We start from the raw sequence: 20,747 nt of genomic DNA, 5'->3' as shown, positions 1-20,747 counted from the left end.
CGCCCCGCACGGCGCGGGTGACGGTACCCCACGGGGAAGCCGTGCGGGAGAGCCTTCACCAAGTCCGGACATCCCGCATCAGCACAGGTCAGCGCCGGAAAAGCGACCAAGGAACGGGCGTTCGGGGGCGGTTGCCGACCGGTTGGTACGTCGCGGGGAGGTGAATCTCCACAGAATCCGTACCTGCCTGACACGCGACGGCCTGCGAGCGGGCCCTCCGGGGCGTCCACCGGCGGCGGGCGCCGTCCCCGCAGACCGCCGCTCAGCGCCGGCCCGGCAGTCCGCCGCTCAGCGCGGGCGCTGCAGCCGGTCGCCGCCCGCGAGGATGGCCGTGGCCAGTGCGTCCGCCGCCTCCTGTGCGGCCCCGCCGCGCCGCCCCTTGCGCAGGACGAAGTCCACGCCGCCGAGCTCCGGCAGCCCCGCGCGCGCCGGCACCGGCTCCAGGCCCGGCGGCATCAGGCCGCGGGTGTGGGCCATCACGCCGAGGCCCGCCCGTGCCGCCGCCACGTTCGCGCTCAGGCTGCTGCTCGTACAGGCGATCCGCCACGGCCGGCCCTGCGCCTCCAGCGCCTCCAGAGCACGGGCCCGGGTGATCCCCGGCGGCGGGAAGACGATCAGCGGCACCGGCCGGTCCGGGTCGAGCCGCAGCCGGGGCGCACCGATCCAGATCAGCGCGTCCTGCCAGACCAGCTCGCCGTGCGTCGTGTCCTCGGCCCGCCGCTTCGCCAGGATCAGATCGAGCCGCCCTGCCTCCAGCCGTGCGTTCAGGATTCCCGACAGCTCGACCGTCAGCTCCAGGTCGACCTCCGGGTGCGCCCGCCGGAACGACTCCAGGATCTCCGGCAGCCGGGTCAGCACGAAGTCCTCCGACGCCCCGAACCGCAGCCGCCCCCGCAGCCGGGTCCCGGCGAAGAACGCGGCGGCGCGCTCCTGCGCCTGCAGGATCGTTCCGGCGAAGCCGAGCATGGCCTGGCCGTCCTCGGTCAGCTCCACGCTGTGCGTGTCCCGCGTGAACAGCGGCCGCCCCGTCGCCTCCTCGAGGCGCCGCACATGCTGGCTCACCGTCGACTGCCGCAGCCCGAGCCGGCGCGCGGCCTGCGTGAAGCTCAAGGTCTGCGCCACCGCGAGGAAGGTGCGGAGCTGGGAGGTCTCGTACACACCGCCAGGCTAACGCGGCCATCGCGTTCCGTGATGACAGTCAGCGTGCTGTGCGGGTTTCCCGATCGGCGGGCACTGACGCAGGATGGGAGCACCGCGGAAGCGGAACCCGACCCACCAGCGATCGAGAGCAAGCCCCCCATGAGCCGCCGCACCACCCTGCTGCCGTCCCGGCTGCCGATCGACCCGTACATCCTCGCGCTGCTCGGCACGGTGGGACTCGCGGCGCTGCTGCCCGCGTCGGGCACGGCCGCGGACGTCGTCGGCGGGGCCTCGACCGCCGCGATCGCGCTGCTGTTCTTCCTGTACGGGGCGCGGCTCTCCACCCGCGAGGCACTGGACGGCCTGCGCCACTGGCGGCTCCACCTCACCGTCCTGATCTGCACCTTCGCGGTGTTCCCGCTGCTCGGGCTGGCGGCGAAGGGGCTGGTCCCGGCCGTGCTCACCCCGCCCCTGTACAGCGGACTGCTCTTCCTGTGCCTGGTGCCGTCGACCATCCAGTCGTCGATCGCCTTCACCTCGATCGCCCGCGGCAACGTGCCCGCCGCGATCTGCGCGGGCTCCTTCTCCTCCCTCGCCGGCATCGTGCTCACCCCGCTGCTGGCGGCGGCGCTGCTCGGCGGCAGCGCGGGCGGCTTCTCCGCCGACTCCCTCCTGAAGATCGTCTTCCAGCTGCTGGTCCCGTTCCTCGCCGGGCAGGCACTGCGCCGCTGGATCGGCGGGTTCCTGCTGAGGCACAAGAAGGTCCTCGGGTACGTCGACCGGGGCTCGATCCTGCTCGTCGTCTACACGGCGTTCAGCCAGGGCATGGTGCAGGGCATCTGGTCGCAGGTCACCCCGGCCCGCCTGGCGCTGCTGCTCGCCGTCGAGGCGGTGCTGCTCGCGGTGATGCTGACACTGACCTGGTACGGCGCCAAGCGCCTCGGCTTCGCCCGGGCGGACCGCATCGCGATCCAGTTCGCCGGCTCGAAGAAGAGCCTCGCGGCGGGGCTGCCCATGGCGAGCGTCCTGTTCGGCGCGCAGGCCTCGCTGGCCGTCCTGCCGCTGATGCTCTTCCACCAGATGCAGCTGATGGTCTGCGCCGTCCTGGCCAAACGCCGCGCCCACGACCCGCAGGAGGAACCGCGGCCGGAGGCGGCGGCCGCGGCCCGCCAGGTGGCGCCCGGCCGCTGACGGGCGGTCGCGGCGATCGCGCCACTGCCGGGCACTGGTGATCATGGTGATCATCCGGACCGCTACGGTACTGCCATGCCCGCGATACGCGCCTTCGGTCCCCGCCCCTGCAGCCTGGTCGTCTGCCGCGGCTGCTGCTGCGGCGACCCGCGCAAGAACCCGGGCACCGATCACGCCGGCCAGCTCGCCCGGCTGCGCGCCGCGGCCGCCGCGTCCGGAGGCCGGCTCGTCGTCCGCACCAGCGACTGCCTCGGCCCCTGCGCGCAGGCCAACATCGTCGTCGTCCAGCCCTCGACGGAGGGCCGCCGGCGGGGCGGCCGGGCCGCGTGGATCGGCTTCACGTTCGACGACGACGCCCTGGACGACATACTCGCCTGGACCGAGGCCGGCGGCCCCGGCATCGCGAAGCCCCCGGCAACCCTGGAACTCCAGATGGTCGACCCGCCGAAACCCTGACGGCTCAGGCCTTGCCCGCCTCGGTCCGGGCCTGCTCCAGGGCGATGCGATGCGCCCCCGCGTACACGTTCATGTCGTCCCCCCGCAGGAACCCGACCAGCGTCAGTCCGGTCTCCGCGGCCAGCTCCACCGCCAGGGAGGACGGCGCGGACACCGCCGCGAGGACCGGGATGCCGGCCATCACGGCCTTCTGCGCCAGCTCGAACGAGGCCCGCCCGGACACAAGCAGCACCGCCCGCCGCAGCGGCAGCAGCCCCGCCTGCACGGCCCGGCCGACCAGCTTGTCCACGGCGTTGTGCCGGCCCACGTCCTCCCGTACGTCCAGCAGTTCGCCGTCCTCCGAGAACAGCGCCGCCGCGTGCAGACCGCCGGTCCGGTCGAACACCTTCTGCGCGGCGCGCAGCCGGTCCGGGAGCGCGGCGAGCAGCGCGGGCGTGAGCCGCAGCGGCGGCTCGTCGGCGATCGCGAACCGGGCCGTCGTCCGCACCGCGTCGAGGCTGGCCTTGCCGCAGAGCCCGCACGACGAGGTCGTGTAGACGTTCCGTTCGAGCGTGATGTCGGGGACCTCGACGCCGGGCGCGAGCTGCACGTCCACCACGTTGTACGTGTTCGTGCCGTCGTCCTTCGCACCGGCGCAGTACACGATGTTCCGCACGTCCGACGCGGCCGCGAGCACCCCCTCGCTGACCAGGAACCCCGCGGCGAGCGCGAAGTCGTCGCCCGGGGTGCGCATGGTGATCGCCAGCGGCCGGCCGTTCAGCCGGATCTCCAGCGGCTCCTCCGAGACGAGGGTGTCGGCGCGGGCGCCCACGTCCACCCCTCCCCGGATCCGTACGACGCGGTGGCGTTCGGTGACCCGTCCCATGCCCACACCCGATCCTGCGAAGACTCGACGTCACCATTGTCCTGCACCCGCGCGGTCGGCCCTGACGTGGAGCGGCCGTTGTGGCGGTCTCCCAACCCGCTCGGGTGAATCTTGGTGGTTTACCTCACCGGTTACCGATCAGTCGCTGACAACACTGGGAGTTTCCTGCACGCCGAACGTCAAGGGGGTCCCGGGCATGACCGGCTCTCGCATCGCCGGGCTCGGCCACTACCAGCCCGCCAAGGTGCTCACCAACGCCGACCTGGCCGCGCTGGTCGACACCAGCGACGAGTGGATCACCAGCCGGGTCGGCATCCGCACCCGGCACGTCGCAGGCCCCGACGAGCCGGTCGACGAGCTCGCCGCGCACGCCGGCGCCAAGGCGCTGGCCGCCGCCGGCCTCGCTCCGGCGGACGTCGACCTCGTGCTTGTGGCCACATCCACGGCCATCGACCGCTCGCCGAACACCGCCGCCCGCGTCGCCGCCCGGCTCGGCATGTCCGCGCCGGCGACGCTCGACCTCAACGTGGTCTGCGCTGGGTTCACGCACGCGCTGGCCACCGCCGACCACGCCGTACGGGCCGGTTCGGCGCGCCGCGCCCTGGTCATCGGCGCGGACAAGATGACCGAGGTCACCGACTGGACCGACCGCACCACCTGCGTCCTGGTCGGCGACGGTGCGGGCGCGGTCGTCGTCGAGGCGACCGACGGCACCGAGGAGACGCCCGCGATCGGCCCGGTGCTGTGGGGCTCGGTCCCGGAGATGGGCCACGCGGTCCGCATCGAGGGCACCCCGCCGCGCTTCGCCCAGGAGGGCCAGACGGTCTACCGCTGGGCCACCACCCAGCTCCCGCCGATCGCCCGGCAGGTCTGCGAGAAGGCCGGGCTGACGCCGGAGGACCTCGCCGCGGTCGTGCTCCACCAGGCCAACCTGCGGATCATCGAGCCCGTCGCGCAGAAGATCGGCGCGGTCAACGCGGTCGTCGCCCGCGACGTCACCGAGTCCGGCAACACGTCCGCCGCCTCCGTCCCGATGGCGCTGTCCAAGCTGGTCGAACGCGGCGAGATCCCGTCGGGCGCCCCGGCGCTCCTCTTCGCCTTCGGCGGCAACCTCTCGTACGCGGGCCAGGTCGTCCGCGTCCCCTGACCCACGCCGGTCCGGTCGACCGACCCACCTCGGTGCGGTCGACCCGCACCCGCTCAGCCGATCCCCTGACGGTCCGCCTCCAGGGCGAAGGCCCGGTCGGCGGGCTCCAGGGTCGTCCGCTCGACGATCGCGACCAGGAGCGCGCGGTGCCGCAGCAGCGGTTCCCGCCGCTCCTCGGGGGCGAGCGTCAGGAGGTCGTCCAGGCCTGCGAGCATGCGCCGCGAGATCTGCGGGTTGCCGGGGGCGCAGCCGCGCAGCTCGGTGAAGCCGAGGTCGACGAGGTCGGTGAAGCCCGGCACGTCCTGGACGAGCCGGGCGACGCCCTCGTGGTCGAGGTGCCCGACGGTGCCCAGCGGCCGCCGGGCGACGGCGGCGAGGAACTGGACGATCCGGTCCAGACACTGCACGGCGGTGGTCGGGTCGTTGACGGCGGGGGAGAGGGCCCGCAGCCCGATGTCGGCGAGCTGCCGCAGGCCGAAACCGAGGTCCTGGTGGAAGGTCCGCTCGACGCCGACGTACACGGTGGACCTCAGGCGGCGGCGCAGCCGCCCGCCGTGCACGGCGAGCAGGGGCGTGCCGGGCACCACGAAGTCCCCGATCCGGGGCACGAGCCGCAGCACGACGCCGTACCGGCGCGCGGCACGCACGAGCAGGGCGACGTCGACGTCCCGTACGACGCCGGCGCGGCCGCGGTGCATCACGTACTCGGCGGGCTCCCCGAGACCCTCGGCGACCCCGGCCTCGGACCGCGGCGTCTTGTCCAGCACCCGGAACGACTCGGTGGCGATCCGGTCGACCACGTGCGCCACACGCATCAGGCGCAGCGTGGAGTTCACGTACGCCACGAACAGCAGCAGGCTCAGCAGCACCATGACCAGCGTCAGCAGCGACTGGACGAGCGGCACGGTCGACACGAGCCGCGGATCGGCGGCGGCGTCGTACGAGGTGAGCACGAGCAGCGACAGCAGAAACGTGGCGAGGAAGACGGAGAAGGTCGCCTTGGTGATCCGGCTCCGGATGAAGATCCGCACGATCCGGGGACTGAGCTGCCCGATCGCCATCTGCAGGGCGACCAGCGAGATGGAGAAGACGACGCCGATGAACGTCAGCATGGCGGAGCTGACGGTGGTGACGATGGTCTTCGCGTCCTCGGCGATCCCCATCAGCTCACGGACGGCCTCGTGCTCCCGGGAGTCCTTCAGCGACGCGATGATCGCCTCGTCCAGCTCGGCACAGCCCCACCACAGCAGGAACACCGCGGCCATGGCGGCGATCGGCGCGAACCAGAAGGTGTCCCGCAGATGCTCCCGCAGCGGGGACAGCGCCCGGGGCCTGCGGTACTCGGACAGGTAGCTCACCGGCGCAGGCTAAGTCCCCCTCACCCCTCCCGCTACCGCACGCACCCGCCGCGTCACTCCTCGTCCACCACCGGCCTCAAGATCGCCCACACCCCGACAATCCGCCTCCCGACCCCCCACTGACCACGGAAAACGCTGGTGAAACCCGCCTCGAACCCCTGGTAGAGTTGTCCATGTCGCCGCGGGGGAACACCCCGAAAAGGCGACGAAACACCTAGTCCGGGTGGCGGAATGGCAGACGCGCTAGCTTGAGGTGCTAGTGCCCTTTATCGGGCGTGGGGGTTCAAGTCCCCCCTCGGACACCAGATGAAAACCCCTGTTGATCAGGGGTTTTCTGCTTTTCCGGCGCTTCTCGCCCCTGACGATCACTGCACTCATATGATCCGACTCCGAACCGCTGTTCCCGTGTTTCGAGGAGTCGACATGAGTCATCAGCCCGCCGGCCCCTTACCGCCGCCCGGCTGCCCGGCCCACGACAGCGGCGGCAGGGTGCCGCTGTACGGGCCGGAGTTCGCGGCCGACCCGCAGGCGTACTACGCGTACCTGCGCCACTACGGGCCCACCGCACCCGTGGAGCTCGCCCCAGGCGTGGAGGCGACGCTCGTCACCGACTACGCGACGGCACGACGCCTGCTGCAGAACTCCGGACCCGGATTCAGCAGGGACTCCCGCCGCTGGCGCGAGCTCAACGAAGGCCGCGTCCCTCTCGACAGCCCGGTCCTGCCGGTGCTGGGATACCAGCCCCACTGCGTCTTCGCCGACGGCGAGGAGCACCTGAGACTGCGCCAGGCGATCACCGACAGCATGGCCCGCGTCGATCCGGGCCGGCTGACGCGGATCACCGAACAGATCTCGGACTACCTCATCGCCCGGTTCAGCACCCGCGGCTCCGCCGATCTGCTCGGCGACTACGCCGGGCAGCTCCCCCTGCTCGTGTTCAACGAGCTCTTCGGCTGCCCTCCGGACATCGGCGACCGCATCGTGTACGGCATCACCGGGATGTTCGACGGTGTGGAGGCCGGCAAGGCGATCGAGGTGCTGCACGGGGCCGTCGGCGAACTGATCGCGCTCAAGCGGGCCGCACCGGGCGACGACGTCACCTCATGGCTCCTTGGACACCCGGCGGCGCTGACGGACGGCGAGCTGGTCAACGAGCTCTGCGTGCTGTTCGTGGCGGGCAACGAACCGCTGCGCAACCTCATGGGCAACACTCTGCACCGCCTGCTCACCCATGACCGGCGCGCCCGTATGAACGTCCTGATCGACGAGGCCATCAACGAGACGCTGTGGGAGAACCCGCCCATCCAGAACTTCGCGGCGCACTTCCCGGTCGCCGACGTGCAGTTCGCCGGCCGGCAGTTCCGGCAGGGCGATCTGGTGCTGGTCAGTTTCGCCGCCGCCAACACGGGCCCGGAACTGACGCCGGCACGCCAGACGCCCGGCAACCGTTCCCACCTCGGTTGGAGCGCCGGGCTGCACGCCTGCCCCTCGAAGGACCCCGCCCGGCAGATCACCGTCACCGCCATCGAGAACTTCCTGAACCAGATCCCCGACGTCGAACTCGCCGTACCGGAGAGCAGCCTGGCCTGGCGGCCCGGGCCGTTCAACCGGGCGCTGGCCGCACTCCCCGTCCGATTCGCCCCGGTCAGGGCCCAGCCCGCGCGGCGGCCCATGCCCGCCCCGCAGGCGGCCCCCGAGCCGCCCCGGACCGCCCCCAGGGCCGAACACACCGGCCTGTGGAGCCAGTTCCTCACCTGGCTGAAGGGATGACGATGCACAAGGACGCCGCACTGGTCCTCTTCTCCGCCGGGGTCATCCTCCTCGCCGCGATGCTGCTCGGCGTGTGGAAATGGCGGGCCATGGCGGCATCGCCGGACGGCCGGGCCCACCGGTACATCGACGTCGCCCACCAGGCGGCCCTGATGTACACCTTCGCGACGGCGGTCATCGCGGGGCTCGTCCAGTTCTCCGCCTGGCCGGCCGCCGTGAACCTGGGCGCGGCCGCGCTGGTCGTCGGCCTGTTCGCCGGGGCGATCGGCAAGTACACCTGGCTCGGCTTCAAGAAGAACACCGTCAACCAGATGCGCAACGCACCGAAGAGCACGAACCGCATGATGTACGTCCTGGCCACCGGCGAGATCGGCGGCGTCGCCGTCCTCCTCGCCGGCTTCGCCACAGCGCAGCTGTGATCCGGCGTGTCCGCCTCCCCGCCGGGGGAGGCGGACACGGATCCGCCGGCCTCACGTCCTCCGCGCCGCCACCAGCCGGCAGGCCGGGCTGCCGTCTTCCCGGCGGCCCAGGGACTCCATCGGGTGCAGGGTCACCTCGAAGCCGGCGTCCTGGAGGTCGTGCAGGACGTCCGCCAAGGGCCAGGTGCGGTAGTACATGACGAAGCTCGGGCGCCAGAGCGCGTTCCTCACCCGCATCACCGCGTCGAAGGCCCACAGCGTCCAGTACGCGCGGGAGCCCACGCGGGGTGGGGCCGGCTGGGGGAAGGCGAGAAGGCCGCCGGGCCGGAGGCTCGCGTGGATCTGCGTGAAGATGCGGGGGCGGTCCTCGGGGAGGAAGTGGCCGAAGGCGCCCAGGCTGATCGCCAGGTCGAAGGAGGGTGCGAAGGGGAGGGACAGGGCGTCCGCGCGGATCAGGGTCGCTTCGGGGTGGGCCTCCCTCGCCGCGGACAGCATGCCGGTGCTGAAGTCGACGCCCGCCACCCGCTCCGTGCAGAGCGACTCCAGGACCTCCAAGCCCGCGCCCGTGCCGCAGCAGACGTCCAGGCCCGTGGTGAACGGGCCCAAGGGGCGCAGGGCTTGTGTCGTGGCCGTCAGCAGGCGGGTCGACGTGCGGAACGGGGTGGCGTCGAACTTCGGGGCCAGGAGGTCGTAGCCGTGTTCCACCGACGACATTGCCTGGACGGTGAGTTCGCGGAAGCTGGGGCCATCGGGGGTGAACATGGGGTCAGTCTGCCTTCGGGAGGACCTGGCGGGGCCACGGGCCCTGTTCGGTTCGCTTGCGCCATTCTCTCGGGTAGCCCACCGAGACCTCCTCGAAGCGGACGCCGTCGTGGTGCGTGGTGCGGGGGATGTGCAGGTGGCCGTAGACCATCAGCTCCACCGGGTGGCGGACGTGCCAGTCCGCCGTGCGCTCGGTGCCGCACCACTGGGCGAACTCCGGGTGCCAGAGGACGGACGTGGGGTCGCGCACCAAGGGGTAGTGGTTGACCAGGACCAGAGTTTGATCGTCCGTCAGTTCAAGGTGCTGCAGGCGCTGTTCCGTGTAGCGGATCCTTTCGGCGCACCACGCCTCGCGCGACTCCCACGGGTCCGGGTGCAGGACGTGCTCGTCCGTGCAGACGATGCCCGCCGCCTTCGCCACGGCCAGCGACTGCTCCTTCGTCTCGGCGCCGGCCGGGCGCCAGGTGTAGTCGTAGAGGGTGAAGAGGGGGGCCACCGTCACCGGGCGGCCGTCCGGGTGGCGCCAGACGGGGTACGGGTCCTCCGGCGTGTGGACGCCCAGGGCGCGGCAGGTCTCGACAAGGCGGCGGTAGCGGGCCTCGCCGCGCAGGGTGACCGGGTCACGGGGGTGGGTCCACAGCTCGTGGTTGCCGGGGGTCCACACGACCGTGTGGAAGCGGTCGGCGAGCAGGGCCAGGGTGCGCTCGACGTCCTCGAGCAGCTCGCCCACGTCGCCCGCCACGATCAGCCAGTCGTCGTCCGCGGTCGGCTTCATCGCCTCGACGATCGCCCGGTTGTCCGGATGTGCGACGTGCAGGTCGCTCACTGCCAGCAGGCTGCCCATGCCGTCACAGTAATCGAGCGGGGGTCCGCGGGGAGCGCGTTCAGTCGATCACGCAGCGTCCCCGGCCGGCGGCCGGCGCCCAGTTCGGGGCGGTGCCGGTGAGCTGGCAGGCCAGCAGGTACAGGGGGATCGGCCCCGTGTACGGCGAGGTGCCGTCCGGGCGGTGGATCAGCCGCGGGCCGCGGTCCGGGATCACCGCGCCGGGCGCGTAGCAGGCCGGCAGCGGCCAGGTCAGCTCCAGGTCGGAGCCCTCGGGGACCAGCCACCACCACCAGTCGCGGTCCGCGTACACGCAGCCCTTCGCCGGCAGCCGGGACAGCACCCGGAAGCCGTGCCGGGCCGGGACGCCCACCGCGTCGCAGCCCAGGTGGGTGCGGAAGCCGGGGGGCGGTACGAGCCTGACCTCGCCCTGCGAGCCGACCGCGATCGCCGCGATGCCGTCCTGCGCGGAGGTGCGCGCCGACGGAATCCGGGCGGGGGGTCCGGCGCGCCGCCCGAGCGGCCCCAGCGGTCCGAACAGTGTGGCCATCGACCTCAGCACGGCAGCTCCGTGCCGTGGGCCAGCTCCGCCCATACGACACGCGCCGTCCCGTGGCCGGTCGAGTCGGCGCCCCACGCGCTGCACACCGCGTCCACCAGGATCAGTCCGCGGCCGCGTTCCTCCTCGCCGCAGATCCGCATACGGGGGCCCGCCGGGCCGCCCTCGTCGTGCACCGATATCCGCAACCGGTCGTGGCCCTCGCGGAGTTCGCAGACCACGCGGGCGCTGCCGGTGTGCACGACGGCGTTGGTGACCAGTTCGGAGACGACCAGCGCCACCGTGTCGCGGACGTCCTCACCGCAGCCCCAGAGCGTCAGCCGTTCGTGGGCGAGCAGCCGGGCCCGGGCCACCGAGGAGGTGAGGGCGGGAAGCTCGAAGGAGAACCGCCGGACGCGCGGATGGGTGGGGCGATCGTCGGTCAGGGGCCGCGGGTCCATGGGCCGGGGGTCCATGAGTCTCGGGGTGAGCGCGTTACCAGAGGCCACGACCGGTTCCTAACAGTGGGGAAGCAGTGCCGAGCCCCGCCCCGACCCGGGCGTGGCGTGGCAGCCGCGTGAACTGGTTCACCGGAATACTCTGCTCCCGACTCGGACACTTGGCAAGGGGCACTCTGAAAATTACAGAGTGCGGTGTTCTCTCTGGCCGAGTCCCGTGGCACACTCGTCGGGAACCAGCGCGTCGGGGAGGTCTGAGAGTGAGCGAGCCGCGGTCCGCCCCCACGGTGGGACAGGTCGTACTCGGCAAGCGCCTGCAGGACCTGCGCGAACGCGCGGGCCTCAAGCGCGAGGAGGCGGCCGCGATCCTGAGGGTCGCCCCCGCCACCGTCCGCCGGATGGAGACGGCCGAGGTCGCGCTGAAGATCCCGTACGTGCAGATGCTGCTCAAGGCGTACGGGGTGACCGACGAGGAGGCCGACGGCTTCGTCCTGCTCGCCGAGGAGGCCAACCAGCCCGGCTGGTGGCAGCGCTTCCACGACGTGCTGCCCGGCTGGTTCTCCATGTACGTCAGCCTGGAGGGGGCGGCCGCCCTCATCCGGGCGTACGAACCCCACTTCGTTCCCGGACTGCTGCAGACCGAGGACTACGCGCGCGGTGTGATGCGCAGCGGAGCCGTCGGCGCCAGCCGGGCCGAGGACATCGAACGCCACGTCGCCCTGCGCATGGAGCGTCAGGCCCTGCTGACCAGGACCGACGCCCCCAAGTTCTGGGTGGTCATGGACGAGACGGTGCTCCGCCGGCCGGTCGGGGACGGCCCGGAAGTGATGCGCGCCCAGCTCGACCGGCTGCTCGAAGCGTGCGAGCTGCCGAACGTCACCCTGCAGATCGCGGAGTTCGCGTCCGGCCACCATCCCGGCACCTACGGACCGTTCGTCCTCTTCCGCTTCGCCATGCCGGAGCTGCCGGACATGGTCTACAGCGAGTACCTGACGGGCGCCGTCTACCTCGACGCGCGTCCCGAGGTGGCCTCACATCTCGAGGTCATGGACCGCATGGCGGCCCAGGCCGCGACTGCACAACGCACGAAGGAGATTCTCCGGAGTCTCCGCAAGGAGCTGTGAATGATTCGCATATACAACGGCATGCCCGCCGCCGAGCTCGGTGCCGAAGGCTGGCACAAGCCCTGGAGCGGCGGGAACGGGGGGAACTGCTTCGAGGCCATGAAGCTGGCCGACGGCAGGATCGCCGTGCGACAGTCCGCAGACCCCGACGGCCCCGCCCTCATCTACACGCACGGAGAGATGGCCGCCTTCATCCAGGGGGCCAAATCCGGTCAGGCCGACTTCCTGCTCACCTGACTCTTCCCCCACCTTCCTCACGTCGCATACTGATCAAGTGGACTTCCGGCAGCCGTAGTTCCGAGGTTCCGGAATTCCGCAGTTCCGCACCGACGACCCATGGAGCGCCGATGACCGGGCAGGACCCCGCCGCAGTACGCATCGACACCAGCAAGCCGCATCCCGCGCGGATGTACGACTGGTTCCTCGGCGGCAAGGACAACTACCCGGTCGACGAGGAGATGGCCCGGCAGCTGCTGACCGTCGACGCGCGCGGCCGTGACATGGCCCGCGTCAACCGGGCGTTCATGCACCGCGCCATCCGCTGGCTGAGCACCAACGGCGTGCGCCAGTTCCTCGACATCGGCACCGGCATCCCGACCGAGCCCAACCTGCACCAGATCGCGCAGGGGGTCGCGCCCGAGTCGCGGATCGTCTACTGCGACAACGACCCGATCGTGCTCGCCCACGCGGCCGCGCTGCTGCGCTCCACGCCCGAGGGGGCGACCGAGTACATCCAGGCGGACGCCCGCGAGCCCGAGGAGATCCTCGAACGGGCCGGAAAGGTCCTTGACTTCGAGAAGCCGATCGCGCTCTCGATGCTCGCCCTGCTGCACTTCGTCGGCGACGAGGACGGGGCCTCCGAGCTGGTGGCCAAGCTGGTCGAGAAGCTGCCCTCGGGCAGCTACCTCGTCCTGTCCCACGTCACCGGCGACTTCGACCCGGAGGGCGCGGCGAAGGCCGTCGGCATGTACAAGGCGCGGGGGCTGACGCTGCGGCCGCGCTCCCGCGACGAGCTCGCCCGCTTCTTCGACGGCCTCGAGTTCGTCGAGCCGGGCGTCACCCTCACCGCGGACTGGCACCCGGAGCTGGGCGAGCCCGTCCCGGTCGCCGGCGACGACCCGATCCCCGGCTGGGCCGGGGTGGCCCGCAAGCTCTAGGCTCACGGGCCCGGCTTCCCCTGGACGGGGTCAGCGACCCGACGCCGGGGGCGTCAAGGTGACGAGGAAGCTCCTCGCCGCCCCGGTGTTCCCGGCCGCGTCGATCGTGCGGTACTCGATCCGGTGCGTGCCGTAGTCCGGCGTCGCGTCGTCCCACGGCACCGCGCGGCTTCGGCCCAGCTTCCCGTACACCAGCCCGTCCACCTCCGTGCCCGACGGGGTGAAGCGGAACGGCGCGTCGGCGTCGGTCGGCCAGCCGTAGTACGTGTACCAGCCGTCGCCGTCCACCCGGAACTGGGTGACGACATGGCCCTCGCGGTCGTCCTGCGCGGTCAGCCGCATCGTGAACGGACCGTCGTAGACGTACTCGACGGGCCGGCCGGGGCGCTGGACCGTGCGCAGCGGCTTCGACAGCTCGTACGCGGCCGTCGCCGGCCGGGCGTCCACCGTCCACGTCAACCGGGCGGCCGTGCCCGGGATTCGGGCGGTCAGCGTATGCGTGCCCGGGGCGAGCCGCAGCGAACGCAGGTCCAGATCACGGTCGTTGCCCGGGTTGCCCACGTCCCGGCCGTTCAGCCGCCACCGCACCGGCAGCGTGCGGTCCTGCGGATGGGTGGTGTCGGCGTGCACCACGGTCCGTGCGCCGACCGGGCTCCCGGTGGGCGTGTGTCCGGTGAACGCGGGCGTGACGGACTGCGGTTCGGTCGTCAGCGCCGGGTCCACCGTCCAGCTCACCGTGCGGGTCAGCGCGGCGGAGGACCGGATCGCCGGGTCGCGGACGAACGGCGTCGGGTCCGTCACCGTGGCGGTCAGGGTGTGCGCGCCGGGGGCGAGGTCGAGGCGGCGCAGGTCGAGGGTGCGGGCGTTCCCGGTGGTGAGCGGACGGCCGTCCAGCCGCCAGACGACGGCGAGTTCGCCGCCCGCCGGGTGCAGGGTGTCCACCCAGACCGTCCGGTCCGCGCCGACCGGGGCGGCGTTGGGCGTGTGGTCCTGGACGAGGTTCACCTTCGCGGAGATCGCCCGTACCATCACCTCCCGCTCCACCTGGTCGAAGGCGTACCCGAGGGTCTTCATCAGCGAGTGCCGGCTGGGCCGCCAGACGCCCCCGGTGCTGTACATCCCGCCCTCGTGCCGGCCGACGACCCCGCCGGACTCGCTCTCCTCGCCCAGCCAGCGCCACCACTTGGCGCGCTGCTCCGTCATCTGCCGCTCGGTGAGCAGCGTGTGGTGCGCGGAGTCCGGTTCCGTCCCCTCGTACGCGCCGCCCGGCACGCCGCGCGCGTAGTAGTCGTACTCGTCCTGGAGCCCGCCGAGCGAGTGGCCGATCTCGTGCGGGGTGATCAGCGCCGACAGGGCGTTCCCGCCCGAGGCGGTGGCGTAACTGCCGCCCGCGCCGCCGTAGGTGTCGCTGTTGGCGAGGGCGACGATCTGCCGGTTCGCCGGGGTCGCGCCGGGGACGAGGTCGGCGAGCCGGCCCGCGAGCCGACCGTCCACGGTGAGCAGCCGCTGCACGCTCGACGGGTTGCAGCCGCCCCAGAAGGCCATGCCGAGCGCGGTGTCGCGGCGCGGCGCGTCCAGGCCCGGGTCGCAGTCGACGCCGGACTCGGGCGAGGCGACCTCGACCGCCCACACGTTGATGTAGGGCCGGTACGAGGCGAAGGGCTCGATGCTCCACAGCACGTTGAGGTGCTTGTCGACGTCGGCGCGGAAGTCGGCCGTCTCGGCGGCGGTGTAACCGTCGCCCATGAGCACCAGGTTGAACCGATTGTCGGCCGGGCCGGTGGTCTGGATCGGGACGACGGTGGCGGCCGCGGCGAACTCGGATGGGCCGGTGGATCCGGCGGCGGCCGGACCCGCGCCCACCAGGCCGGCGGCCAGCAGACAGGCCGTGGCCGAAGCGGCCGCCGCTCTGCGAAGACGTGTGCCAGGAGAGGTCATGGGGCGCGAGGTTAGGGCGCGCACCGAGTGTCGTAAAGATGTTCGTCGGCCGTACATGGTGGCTGTACGCGGCCGTCGCGCCGAGCTGCCCGTACGCTGCCGCCCATGCACGTACTGAGCAGCAGGATCCTGCTCCGCCCGGCCGACCCGGAGCGCTCCCGCCGGTTCTACGGCGAGACCCTGGGCCTCGCCGTGTACCGGGAGTTCGGCACGGGCACGGAGCGGGGCACGGTGTACTTCCTCGGCGGCGGCTTCCTGGAGCTGTCCGGGCGGGCGACCGCGCCGCCCTCGCCCGAGCTGCGGCTCTGGCTCCAGGTCGCGGACGTCCGCGCCGCGCACCGGGAGCTGGTGGAGCGCGGCGCGGACGTGCTGCGGGAGCCGGTGGTGGAACCGTGGGGGCTGGTGGAGATGTGGCTGGCCGATCCGGACGGAGTGCGGATCGTGGTGGTGGAGGTGCCGGAGGAGCACCCGCTGCGGTACCGGCCCTGACGTCAGCCGACGTCCAGGGAGTTGCGCAGGCCGAGCCGGTACCGGAAGCGGTCGTGGCGCTTGAGGGCCTCGATCTCCGGTGCGCGGAACAGCTGCCGGACCGTGCAGCGCGGAGCCGTCGAACCGGTGCGGTCGAGAAGGGCGTTGACGGCCTGGCGGGCGGAGGTGTTCGCGCCCTCCATCGTCGCCAGGTCGATCGGCACCGCCACGTAGTCTCCGGCCAAGTACAGGTTCGGTACCCTCGTCGCCGCCGAGGGGCGCAGGTGGTACGTCCCCACCGGGTGGATCAGCAGCTCGTCCTCGTTCACCGGGTTCGGGCCGCCGATGCCGGAGACACCCGGGTCCAGGAACCAGGAGTGCAGGTCGGAGTCCTTCAGGACAATGCGCCCGGTGTCGTTGAGCGCGGCCTTCAGCTGCGCCCAGACCTCCTTGGCGACCTCCTCACGGGTGCACTGCTTGGCCGTCTTCCCGTACAGGATCCCCGGCTTGTCCCACTCGGAGACGTCCACGGACAGGCAGTCGACGACCGAGCCGTCCCCGTACACCTCGGCGAAGGAGCCGCCGGTCCAGTGCCGGGCCTGGGCGATCGCCGTCAACGACCAGGGGGAGTCGATGCAGTTGACGTGACCGTCCACCATCGGCGGCCGGCTGGTCAGATAGAACTGGATGCCCGTCATCCAGTCCGTCTGGAGGCGGTCGCAGCGCGCCAGCATCGGGTCGGCGGCGCGCAGCGCCGGGCCCCAGGTGCGGCGGGCGTGCTCCACCGGGAGCGCGCAGACGTAGTGGTCGGCGGTCACCGAGTGCCGGGCGCCGTCGGGGTCGTCGACGAGGGCCGCGGTGATCCGCCCGTCGCCGTACGCCAGCTCGCGCAGCGACCAGCCGACCTGGAACTCGACGCCCAGGGTGCGCAGATGACCGACCCAGGGGTCGATCCACGCCTCGTTGGTGGGGCCGTCGAGGATCCGGTCCGGCGGGCCGTCCGCGCCCCGGCCGAGCAGGTTGAAGACGAACGCCTCGCCGAGCGTGCCGACGGTCCGGGTGCTGGCCTCCTCCGCCTTGGTGGCGACGATGTTGCGGGTGACGCCGATCGCGAGGATCCGCTGGTACGCCACCGACATCTCGGCGGCCCGGGTGAACGTCCACCACGGGGTGCGCTCCCAGACCTCGTCGCGCCGCTCGTCGCAGCTGGTCAGGAAGACCAGCGCGCGGTTCACGAAGTACGCGGCCTCGTGCAGCGGAAGGCCGCGGGCGGTCTCCACGAACGCGGTCAGCGCCCGGCGGACGTCCTCCAGGGTGAGGTCGGCGGGCTGCTGACCCGGCCAGGGGATCGGTCCGCGCAGGTCCTCCGCCCCGGAGCGGGCGAACATCATCTCGGGCGGGGCGACCAGGTTGTCCCACACGCCGTGCGCGTTGCCGGGGAACGGGATGCGGCGCATCGTGTCCGGCAGGTTGTGGTAGATGCCCGGGATGAAGCGGAAGCCGTGCTCGGCGGGGAGCGGACGGCGGGCGCCCCGGGCGCTGCCCGGCACGTCCATGGAGCGGGCCTTCCCGCCGAGGGCGCGGCGCTCGTAGACGGTGACGCGGAAGCCGCGTTCGGCCAGCTCGTGCGCGGCGGTCAGGCCGGCTACGCCGCCGCCGAGGACGGCGACGGTCGGTGCGGCGGCGGTCGGTGCGGCGGCCTGGCCGGCCGCCGCCGCGGCCGGGGCCGCTCCGGCCGTGACCGCGGCTGCGGTGGCTGCGGCGCCCGCCGCCACGAAGGTGCGTCGAGAGGTGCCCGTACGGTCCATGCCCCAACCCCTTTACCGCCGGTAACTGTCGCGTCCGGCGCAGGAATATACGGGCGCCCCTCACCCCCCGGAAGCTCCGCGCGGGCCCAAACCCGACGATGGCGCGATCCACGCGATGGCCCGAACTCGGCGATGGCCCGAACCGCACGCCCCTCACGCGACAATGGACGCATGGCACGTCGCACCCGTCGCAGTACCCCACCCGCCGGCGCCCGCACCCCGGCCGCTCCCGCCGTCACCGCCGCCTCGCCCTGCCCCTGCGGGCTCCCCGCCACGTACGGGGAATGCTGTGGGCGCTTCCACTCAGGCACCGCGCAGGCGCCGACCGCCGAACGTCTCATGCGTTCCCGCTACGCCGCCTTCGTCGTCCGCGACGAGCCCTACCTGCTGCGCACCTGGGCCCCGCGGACCCGCCCGGCCGAGGTGGACTTCGACCCGGGGATGCGCTGGACGGGCCTGGAGATCCGGGAGACCACGGACGGCACGGCCTTCCACCAGAGCGGCACGGTCACCTTCGTCGCCGGCTACGTCCTCGGCGGCCAGGCGGGCTCCCTGCACGAGCGCAGCCGCTTCGAGCGGCACGAGGGGGCGTGGGTGTACATCGACGGGGACTTCATGGAGTGATCGACAGCCGCCCCGTCACACCGGCGTCTCCCGTCATACCGCCGTCCCCCGTCACACCGCCGTCGCCCCCGCCGGCTCGCGGCGCCGGGGCAGCCCCTGCTCCAGGTCCTCCGCGACCAGCCGCTTCGCGATCGCGTCCGTCGCGGCGCGCAGCTCCGGCCCGCTGGGGCGGCCGCGCTCGCGCTCGACCTGGGCGCTGAGCCATTCGCCCCAGGCCCGGGTGATCACCTCGGCCTCGCGCCGGCCCGCCTGCGTGTGCGACAGCAGGTTCCCCGCCCGCTCCAGGAAGCCCTCGTCGACCATCCGGTCGAAGACCGGCAGCAGGACTTCGGGCGGTACGCGGCGGCTCGCCGAGATCAGGCCGAGGCTGGCGTGGCCGACGAGCCGCGTGTACAGCTCGACCTGCATCACCGCCCACGCGCCCGCGACGTCGAGCCGGGTGTCCGAGGCGGCGACGATCCGGCGGGCGGTGTCGAAGTCGGTGCGCCGCAGGATGCGGCCCACCGAGAGTTCGAGCAGCTTGGCCGAGTTGCCGCTGGCCGTCGGGGACGCGAAGCCCTCGCCCATGTCGGGCGCGGCCTCGCGGGCGGTGTCGCGCAGGGTGACCTGCTTGAGGAACAGCGCGACGACGAAGCCGATCGCGGCGACGGGCACGGTCCACAGGAACACCGTCTGGATCGTGTCGGCGTACGCCTGGACCAGCGGCGCGGCCTGCTCGGGCGGCAGGCTGCGCAGCCCCTCGGGGCTCTGCGCGGCGGCGGCGAGCGCCGTGGGGTCGGTGGTGCCGGCGACGGAGGCCGCCTCGGCGACGCCCTCGGCCAGATTGGGTGTCAGGGAGTTGGCGTAGATGGTGCCGAAGACGGCGGTGCCGAAGGAACTGCCGAGGGTGCGGAAGAAGGTGACGCCGGACGTGGCGGTGCCGAGGTCCGCGTATTCGACGGTGTTCTGCACGGCGATGGTGAGCACCTGCATGCACAGGCCGATGCCGGCGCCGAGCACGAACATGTACAGGGACGCGAGCCAGGTGCTGGTCTCCGGGCCCATCATGGACAGCAGGAACAGGCCGACGCTCATCACCAGACAGCCGACGATCGGGAAGATCCGGTACTGGCCGGTCTGGCTGACGACGTTGCCGCTGAAGATCGAGGCGATCAGCAGGCCGACGACCATGGGCAGGGTGCGGATGCCGGAGACGGTGGCCGAGTCGCCGTCCACGTACTGGAGGTACGTCGGCAGGAAGGTCATCGCGCCGAGCATGGCGAAGCCGACGACGAAACTGAGCACCGAGCAGACCGTGAACACCGGGTTGCGGAACAGCCGCATGGGCAGCATGGGTTCGGCGGCCCGGGTCTCCACCCAGCAGAACAGCCCGAGCGCGAGCACCCCGCCGGCGAACAGGCCGATGATGACGCCGGAGCTCCAGGGGTACTCGTTGCCGCCCCAACTGGTCGCCAGGATCAGCGCGCTCGCGCCGGCCGCGACCAGGCCGATGCCGGCGTAGTCGATGACGGGGCGGCTCGCGGAGCGCACGGTGGGGATCGTGCGGGCGGCGGCGATGACGACGAGGATCGCGATCGGGACGTTGACGTAGAAGGCCCAGCGCCAGGTCAGATGGTCGGTGAACAGCCCGCCGAGGAGCGGGCCGATCACGGTGGAGACGCCGAAGACGGCGCCGATCGCGCCCTGGTACTTGCCCCGTTCGCGCAGCGGGATGACGTCGGCGATCAGCGCCATGGAGGTGACCATGAGGCCGCCGGCGCCGACGCCCTGCAGGGCGCGCCAGACGATCAGCAGGGTCATGTTGGACGCCAGGCCGCACAGGAACGAGCCGGTGATGAAGACGACGGCGGAGATCTGGAAGATCACCTTGCGGCCGAAGAGGTCGCCGAACTTGCCGACCAGGGCGGTGGCGACGGTCTCGGCGAGCAGGTAGGCGGTGACCACCCACGACATGTGGGCGCCGCCGCCGAGGTCCGCGACGATCGTGGGCAGCGCGGTCCCGACGATGGTCTGGTCCAGCGCCGCGAGCAGGACACCGAGCATGATCGTGCCGAAGACGACGTTGCGGCGCCGGCGGTCGAGCACGGGCGGCTCGGCAGCCGGCGGTGCGGGGGCTGCTGCGCTGGTGGTGGTCACCTTCGCACCCTCACACCGGGCGATCACGACCGCATGCGGGGAGGTCCGAACCGGTGTACGGTCCCTCCGGCCGCCGGACCTACTGGGCGGACCTACTGCCGGACCTACTGGCCGGGGCGCACCGGCAGCAGCGGGTGGTGCTTGGCGAGGATCTTGTTGGCCCGCGCCAGCGCGGCCAGCGCGTGCTCCCGGTCCGCCAGGTCCTCCGCGCACAGCGGCCCCCGGAACCGGTTCACCTCACGGGCGGCGCACACCGCGTCGAACTCCGCCTGCAGCACGTGCTGCGGCAGACAGGACCCGATCAGCGCGGCGACACGGTCGGGGATCGGGACGGGCACGAGCGGCGAGGTGATCACGGGGCGTTCCTTTTGGGTGCGAGTGGAGGACAAGGTGGGGTCTCCTCCTCCCATACGTACCGGATCCCCTTCCGCGTTCCACGACGGGAGCGTCATCGCCCGGCAACAGGTCCGCGGGGCCGGGGCGGTGGGTGATCGCGTGGCGGGGCGAGTACCTGCGAGAACGGGGTGCGGGCCGCGGGAAGGCGGCGAGGGGGTGTGTCCCATCT

General features: G+C 72.3%; 21 protein-coding genes and 1 tRNA gene. 11 read left to right on the top strand and 11 right to left on the bottom strand.

The features are described 5' to 3' along the window. Nucleotides 1-288: 288 nt before the first annotated feature. A complete protein-coding gene (locus tag ACGFMM_RS25775) occupies nt 289-1,158 on the bottom strand; it encodes a LysR substrate-binding domain-containing protein (RefSeq protein ID WP_393648806.1) in 870 nt (289 codons plus the stop codon). A 141-nt stretch (nt 1,159-1,299) separates the two neighbouring features. Here ACGFMM_RS25775 and ACGFMM_RS25770 point away from each other — a divergent pair, with 141 nt between their 5' ends. Next, complete coding sequence (locus ACGFMM_RS25770) at nt 1,300-2,331, top strand: bile acid:sodium symporter family protein (RefSeq protein WP_393648805.1); 1,032 nt, start codon at nt 1,300-1,302, stop codon at nt 2,329-2,331. A gap of 75 nt (nt 2,332-2,406) precedes the next feature. Then, the gene (locus ACGFMM_RS25765) at nt 2,407-2,787 is read left to right on the top strand and encodes a (2Fe-2S) ferredoxin domain-containing protein (protein ID WP_393648804.1); all 381 of its coding nucleotides are present in this window, start codon (nt 2,407-2,409) and stop codon (nt 2,785-2,787) included. Between the two features lie 4 nt (nt 2,788-2,791). Here ACGFMM_RS25765 and fdhD read toward each other — a convergent pair whose 3' ends face one another. After that, nucleotides 2,792-3,652 carry a formate dehydrogenase accessory sulfurtransferase FdhD gene (gene fdhD / locus ACGFMM_RS25760; protein ID WP_393648803.1) on the bottom strand — a complete coding sequence of 287 codons (861 nt, stop codon included), beginning with the start codon at nt 3,650-3,652 and terminating at the stop codon, nt 2,792-2,794. Nucleotides 3,653-3,848: 196 nt separating this feature from the next. Here fdhD and ACGFMM_RS25755 point away from each other — a divergent pair, with 196 nt between their 5' ends. Further along, complete coding sequence (locus tag ACGFMM_RS25755; RefSeq protein WP_393648802.1) at nt 3,849-4,799, top strand: beta-ketoacyl-ACP synthase III; 951 nt, start codon at nt 3,849-3,851, stop codon at nt 4,797-4,799. Between the two features lie 53 nt (nt 4,800-4,852). Here the strand turns inward: ACGFMM_RS25755 and ACGFMM_RS25750 are convergent, their stop codons facing one another. Further along, entirely contained in the window at nt 4,853-6,157 is a 1,305-nt protein-coding gene (locus tag ACGFMM_RS25750; protein WP_393648801.1) for a DUF2254 domain-containing protein, read from the bottom strand. Nucleotides 6,158-6,374: 217 nt separating this feature from the next. On the opposite strand from ACGFMM_RS25750, the gene ACGFMM_RS25745 reads away from it, so the two are divergent. The 3 genes from ACGFMM_RS25745 to ACGFMM_RS25735 all read left to right on the top strand — a co-directional run bounded on the left by ACGFMM_RS25745 (nt 6,375) and on the right by ACGFMM_RS25735 (nt 8,346). Beyond that, nucleotides 6,375-6,462 (top strand) — tRNA-Leu (locus tag ACGFMM_RS25745). Between the two features lie 118 nt (nt 6,463-6,580). Continuing rightward, entirely contained in the window at nt 6,581-7,927 is a 1,347-nt protein-coding gene (locus tag ACGFMM_RS25740) for a cytochrome P450 (protein WP_393648800.1), read from the top strand. Beyond that, nucleotides 7,924-8,346, top strand: coding sequence for a hypothetical protein (locus ACGFMM_RS25735; RefSeq protein ID WP_393648799.1), 423 nt, complete (start codon nt 7,924-7,926; stop codon nt 8,344-8,346). The genes ACGFMM_RS25740 and ACGFMM_RS25735 overlap by 4 nt, the downstream gene beginning before the upstream one ends. A 51-nt stretch (nt 8,347-8,397) precedes the next feature. Here ACGFMM_RS25735 and ACGFMM_RS25730 read toward each other — a convergent pair whose 3' ends face one another. From ACGFMM_RS25730 to ACGFMM_RS25715, 4 genes are read right to left on the bottom strand one after another with little or no spacing between them, the layout of a single operon-like run. Beyond that, the gene (locus ACGFMM_RS25730; protein ID WP_393648798.1) at nt 8,398-9,108 is read right to left on the bottom strand and encodes a class I SAM-dependent methyltransferase; all 711 of its coding nucleotides are present in this window, start codon (nt 9,106-9,108) and stop codon (nt 8,398-8,400) included. A gap of 4 nt (nt 9,109-9,112) precedes the next feature. Beyond that, nucleotides 9,113-9,952 (bottom strand): metallophosphoesterase family protein, encoded by an 840-nt coding sequence (locus ACGFMM_RS25725; RefSeq protein ID WP_393648797.1) that lies wholly within the window; start codon nt 9,950-9,952, stop codon nt 9,113-9,115. A gap of 40 nt (nt 9,953-9,992) precedes the next feature. After that, nucleotides 9,993-10,481: a hypothetical protein gene (locus ACGFMM_RS25720; RefSeq protein WP_393648796.1), complete on the bottom strand. Its 489-nt coding sequence runs from the start codon at nt 10,479-10,481 to the stop codon at nt 9,993-9,995. A gap of 5 nt (nt 10,482-10,486) precedes the next feature. Further along, entirely contained in the window at nt 10,487-10,978 is a 492-nt protein-coding gene (locus tag ACGFMM_RS25715) for an ATP-binding protein (RefSeq protein WP_393648795.1), read from the bottom strand. A gap of 209 nt (nt 10,979-11,187) precedes the next feature. Between ACGFMM_RS25715 and ACGFMM_RS25710 the strand changes: the two genes are divergently transcribed. From ACGFMM_RS25710 to ACGFMM_RS25700, 3 genes are all read left to right on the top strand, one after another. Continuing rightward, nucleotides 11,188-12,051 (top strand): helix-turn-helix domain-containing protein, encoded by an 864-nt coding sequence (locus ACGFMM_RS25710; RefSeq protein ID WP_393648794.1) that lies wholly within the window; start codon nt 11,188-11,190, stop codon nt 12,049-12,051. Beyond that, nucleotides 12,052-12,288, top strand: coding sequence for a DUF397 domain-containing protein (locus tag ACGFMM_RS25705; protein WP_393648793.1), 237 nt, complete (start codon nt 12,052-12,054; stop codon nt 12,286-12,288). It begins immediately after the preceding gene. A gap of 110 nt (nt 12,289-12,398) precedes the next feature. Further along, nucleotides 12,399-13,208, top strand: coding sequence for an SAM-dependent methyltransferase (locus ACGFMM_RS25700; protein WP_393648792.1), 810 nt, complete (start codon nt 12,399-12,401; stop codon nt 13,206-13,208). Between the two features lie 30 nt (nt 13,209-13,238). Here ACGFMM_RS25700 and ACGFMM_RS25695 read toward each other — a convergent pair whose 3' ends face one another. Further along, nucleotides 13,239-15,146 carry a M64 family metallopeptidase gene (locus ACGFMM_RS25695; protein WP_393648791.1) on the bottom strand — a complete coding sequence of 636 codons (1,908 nt, stop codon included), beginning with the start codon at nt 15,144-15,146 and terminating at the stop codon, nt 13,239-13,241. Between the two features lie 105 nt (nt 15,147-15,251). On the opposite strand from ACGFMM_RS25695, the gene ACGFMM_RS25690 reads away from it, so the two are divergent. Then, entirely contained in the window at nt 15,252-15,635 is a 384-nt protein-coding gene (locus tag ACGFMM_RS25690; RefSeq protein WP_393648790.1) for a VOC family protein, read from the top strand. A 2-nt stretch (nt 15,636-15,637) separates the two neighbouring features. On the opposite strand, the gene ACGFMM_RS25685 is transcribed toward ACGFMM_RS25690, so the two are convergent. Continuing rightward, the gene (locus ACGFMM_RS25685) at nt 15,638-17,422 is read right to left on the bottom strand and encodes an FAD-dependent oxidoreductase (protein WP_393648789.1); all 1,785 of its coding nucleotides are present in this window, start codon (nt 17,420-17,422) and stop codon (nt 15,638-15,640) included. A 171-nt stretch (nt 17,423-17,593) separates the two neighbouring features. Here ACGFMM_RS25685 and ACGFMM_RS25680 point away from each other — a divergent pair, with 171 nt between their 5' ends. Continuing rightward, the gene (locus ACGFMM_RS25680; RefSeq protein ID WP_393648788.1) at nt 17,594-18,046 is read left to right on the top strand and encodes a YchJ family protein; all 453 of its coding nucleotides are present in this window, start codon (nt 17,594-17,596) and stop codon (nt 18,044-18,046) included. Between the two features lie 51 nt (nt 18,047-18,097). On the opposite strand, the gene ACGFMM_RS25675 is transcribed toward ACGFMM_RS25680, so the two are convergent. After that, on the bottom strand, nt 18,098-20,182 hold the full coding sequence (locus tag ACGFMM_RS25675) for an MDR family MFS transporter (protein ID WP_393648787.1): 2,085 nt from the start codon (nt 20,180-20,182) through the stop codon (nt 18,098-18,100). Nucleotides 20,183-20,286: 104 nt separating this feature from the next. Next, nucleotides 20,287-20,538 (bottom strand): hypothetical protein, encoded by a 252-nt coding sequence (locus ACGFMM_RS25670; protein ID WP_393648786.1) that lies wholly within the window; start codon nt 20,536-20,538, stop codon nt 20,287-20,289. Nucleotides 20,539-20,747: the final 209 nt, after the last annotated feature.

This window comes from Streptomyces sp. NPDC048604 (assembly GCF_043199435.1).
In the GTDB taxonomy this organism is placed as follows: Bacteria; Actinomycetota; Actinomycetes; order Streptomycetales; family Streptomycetaceae; genus Streptomyces.
The sequence above is the reverse complement of the archived record's forward strand: the minus strand, read 5'-3'. Positions and strand labels throughout refer to the sequence as shown.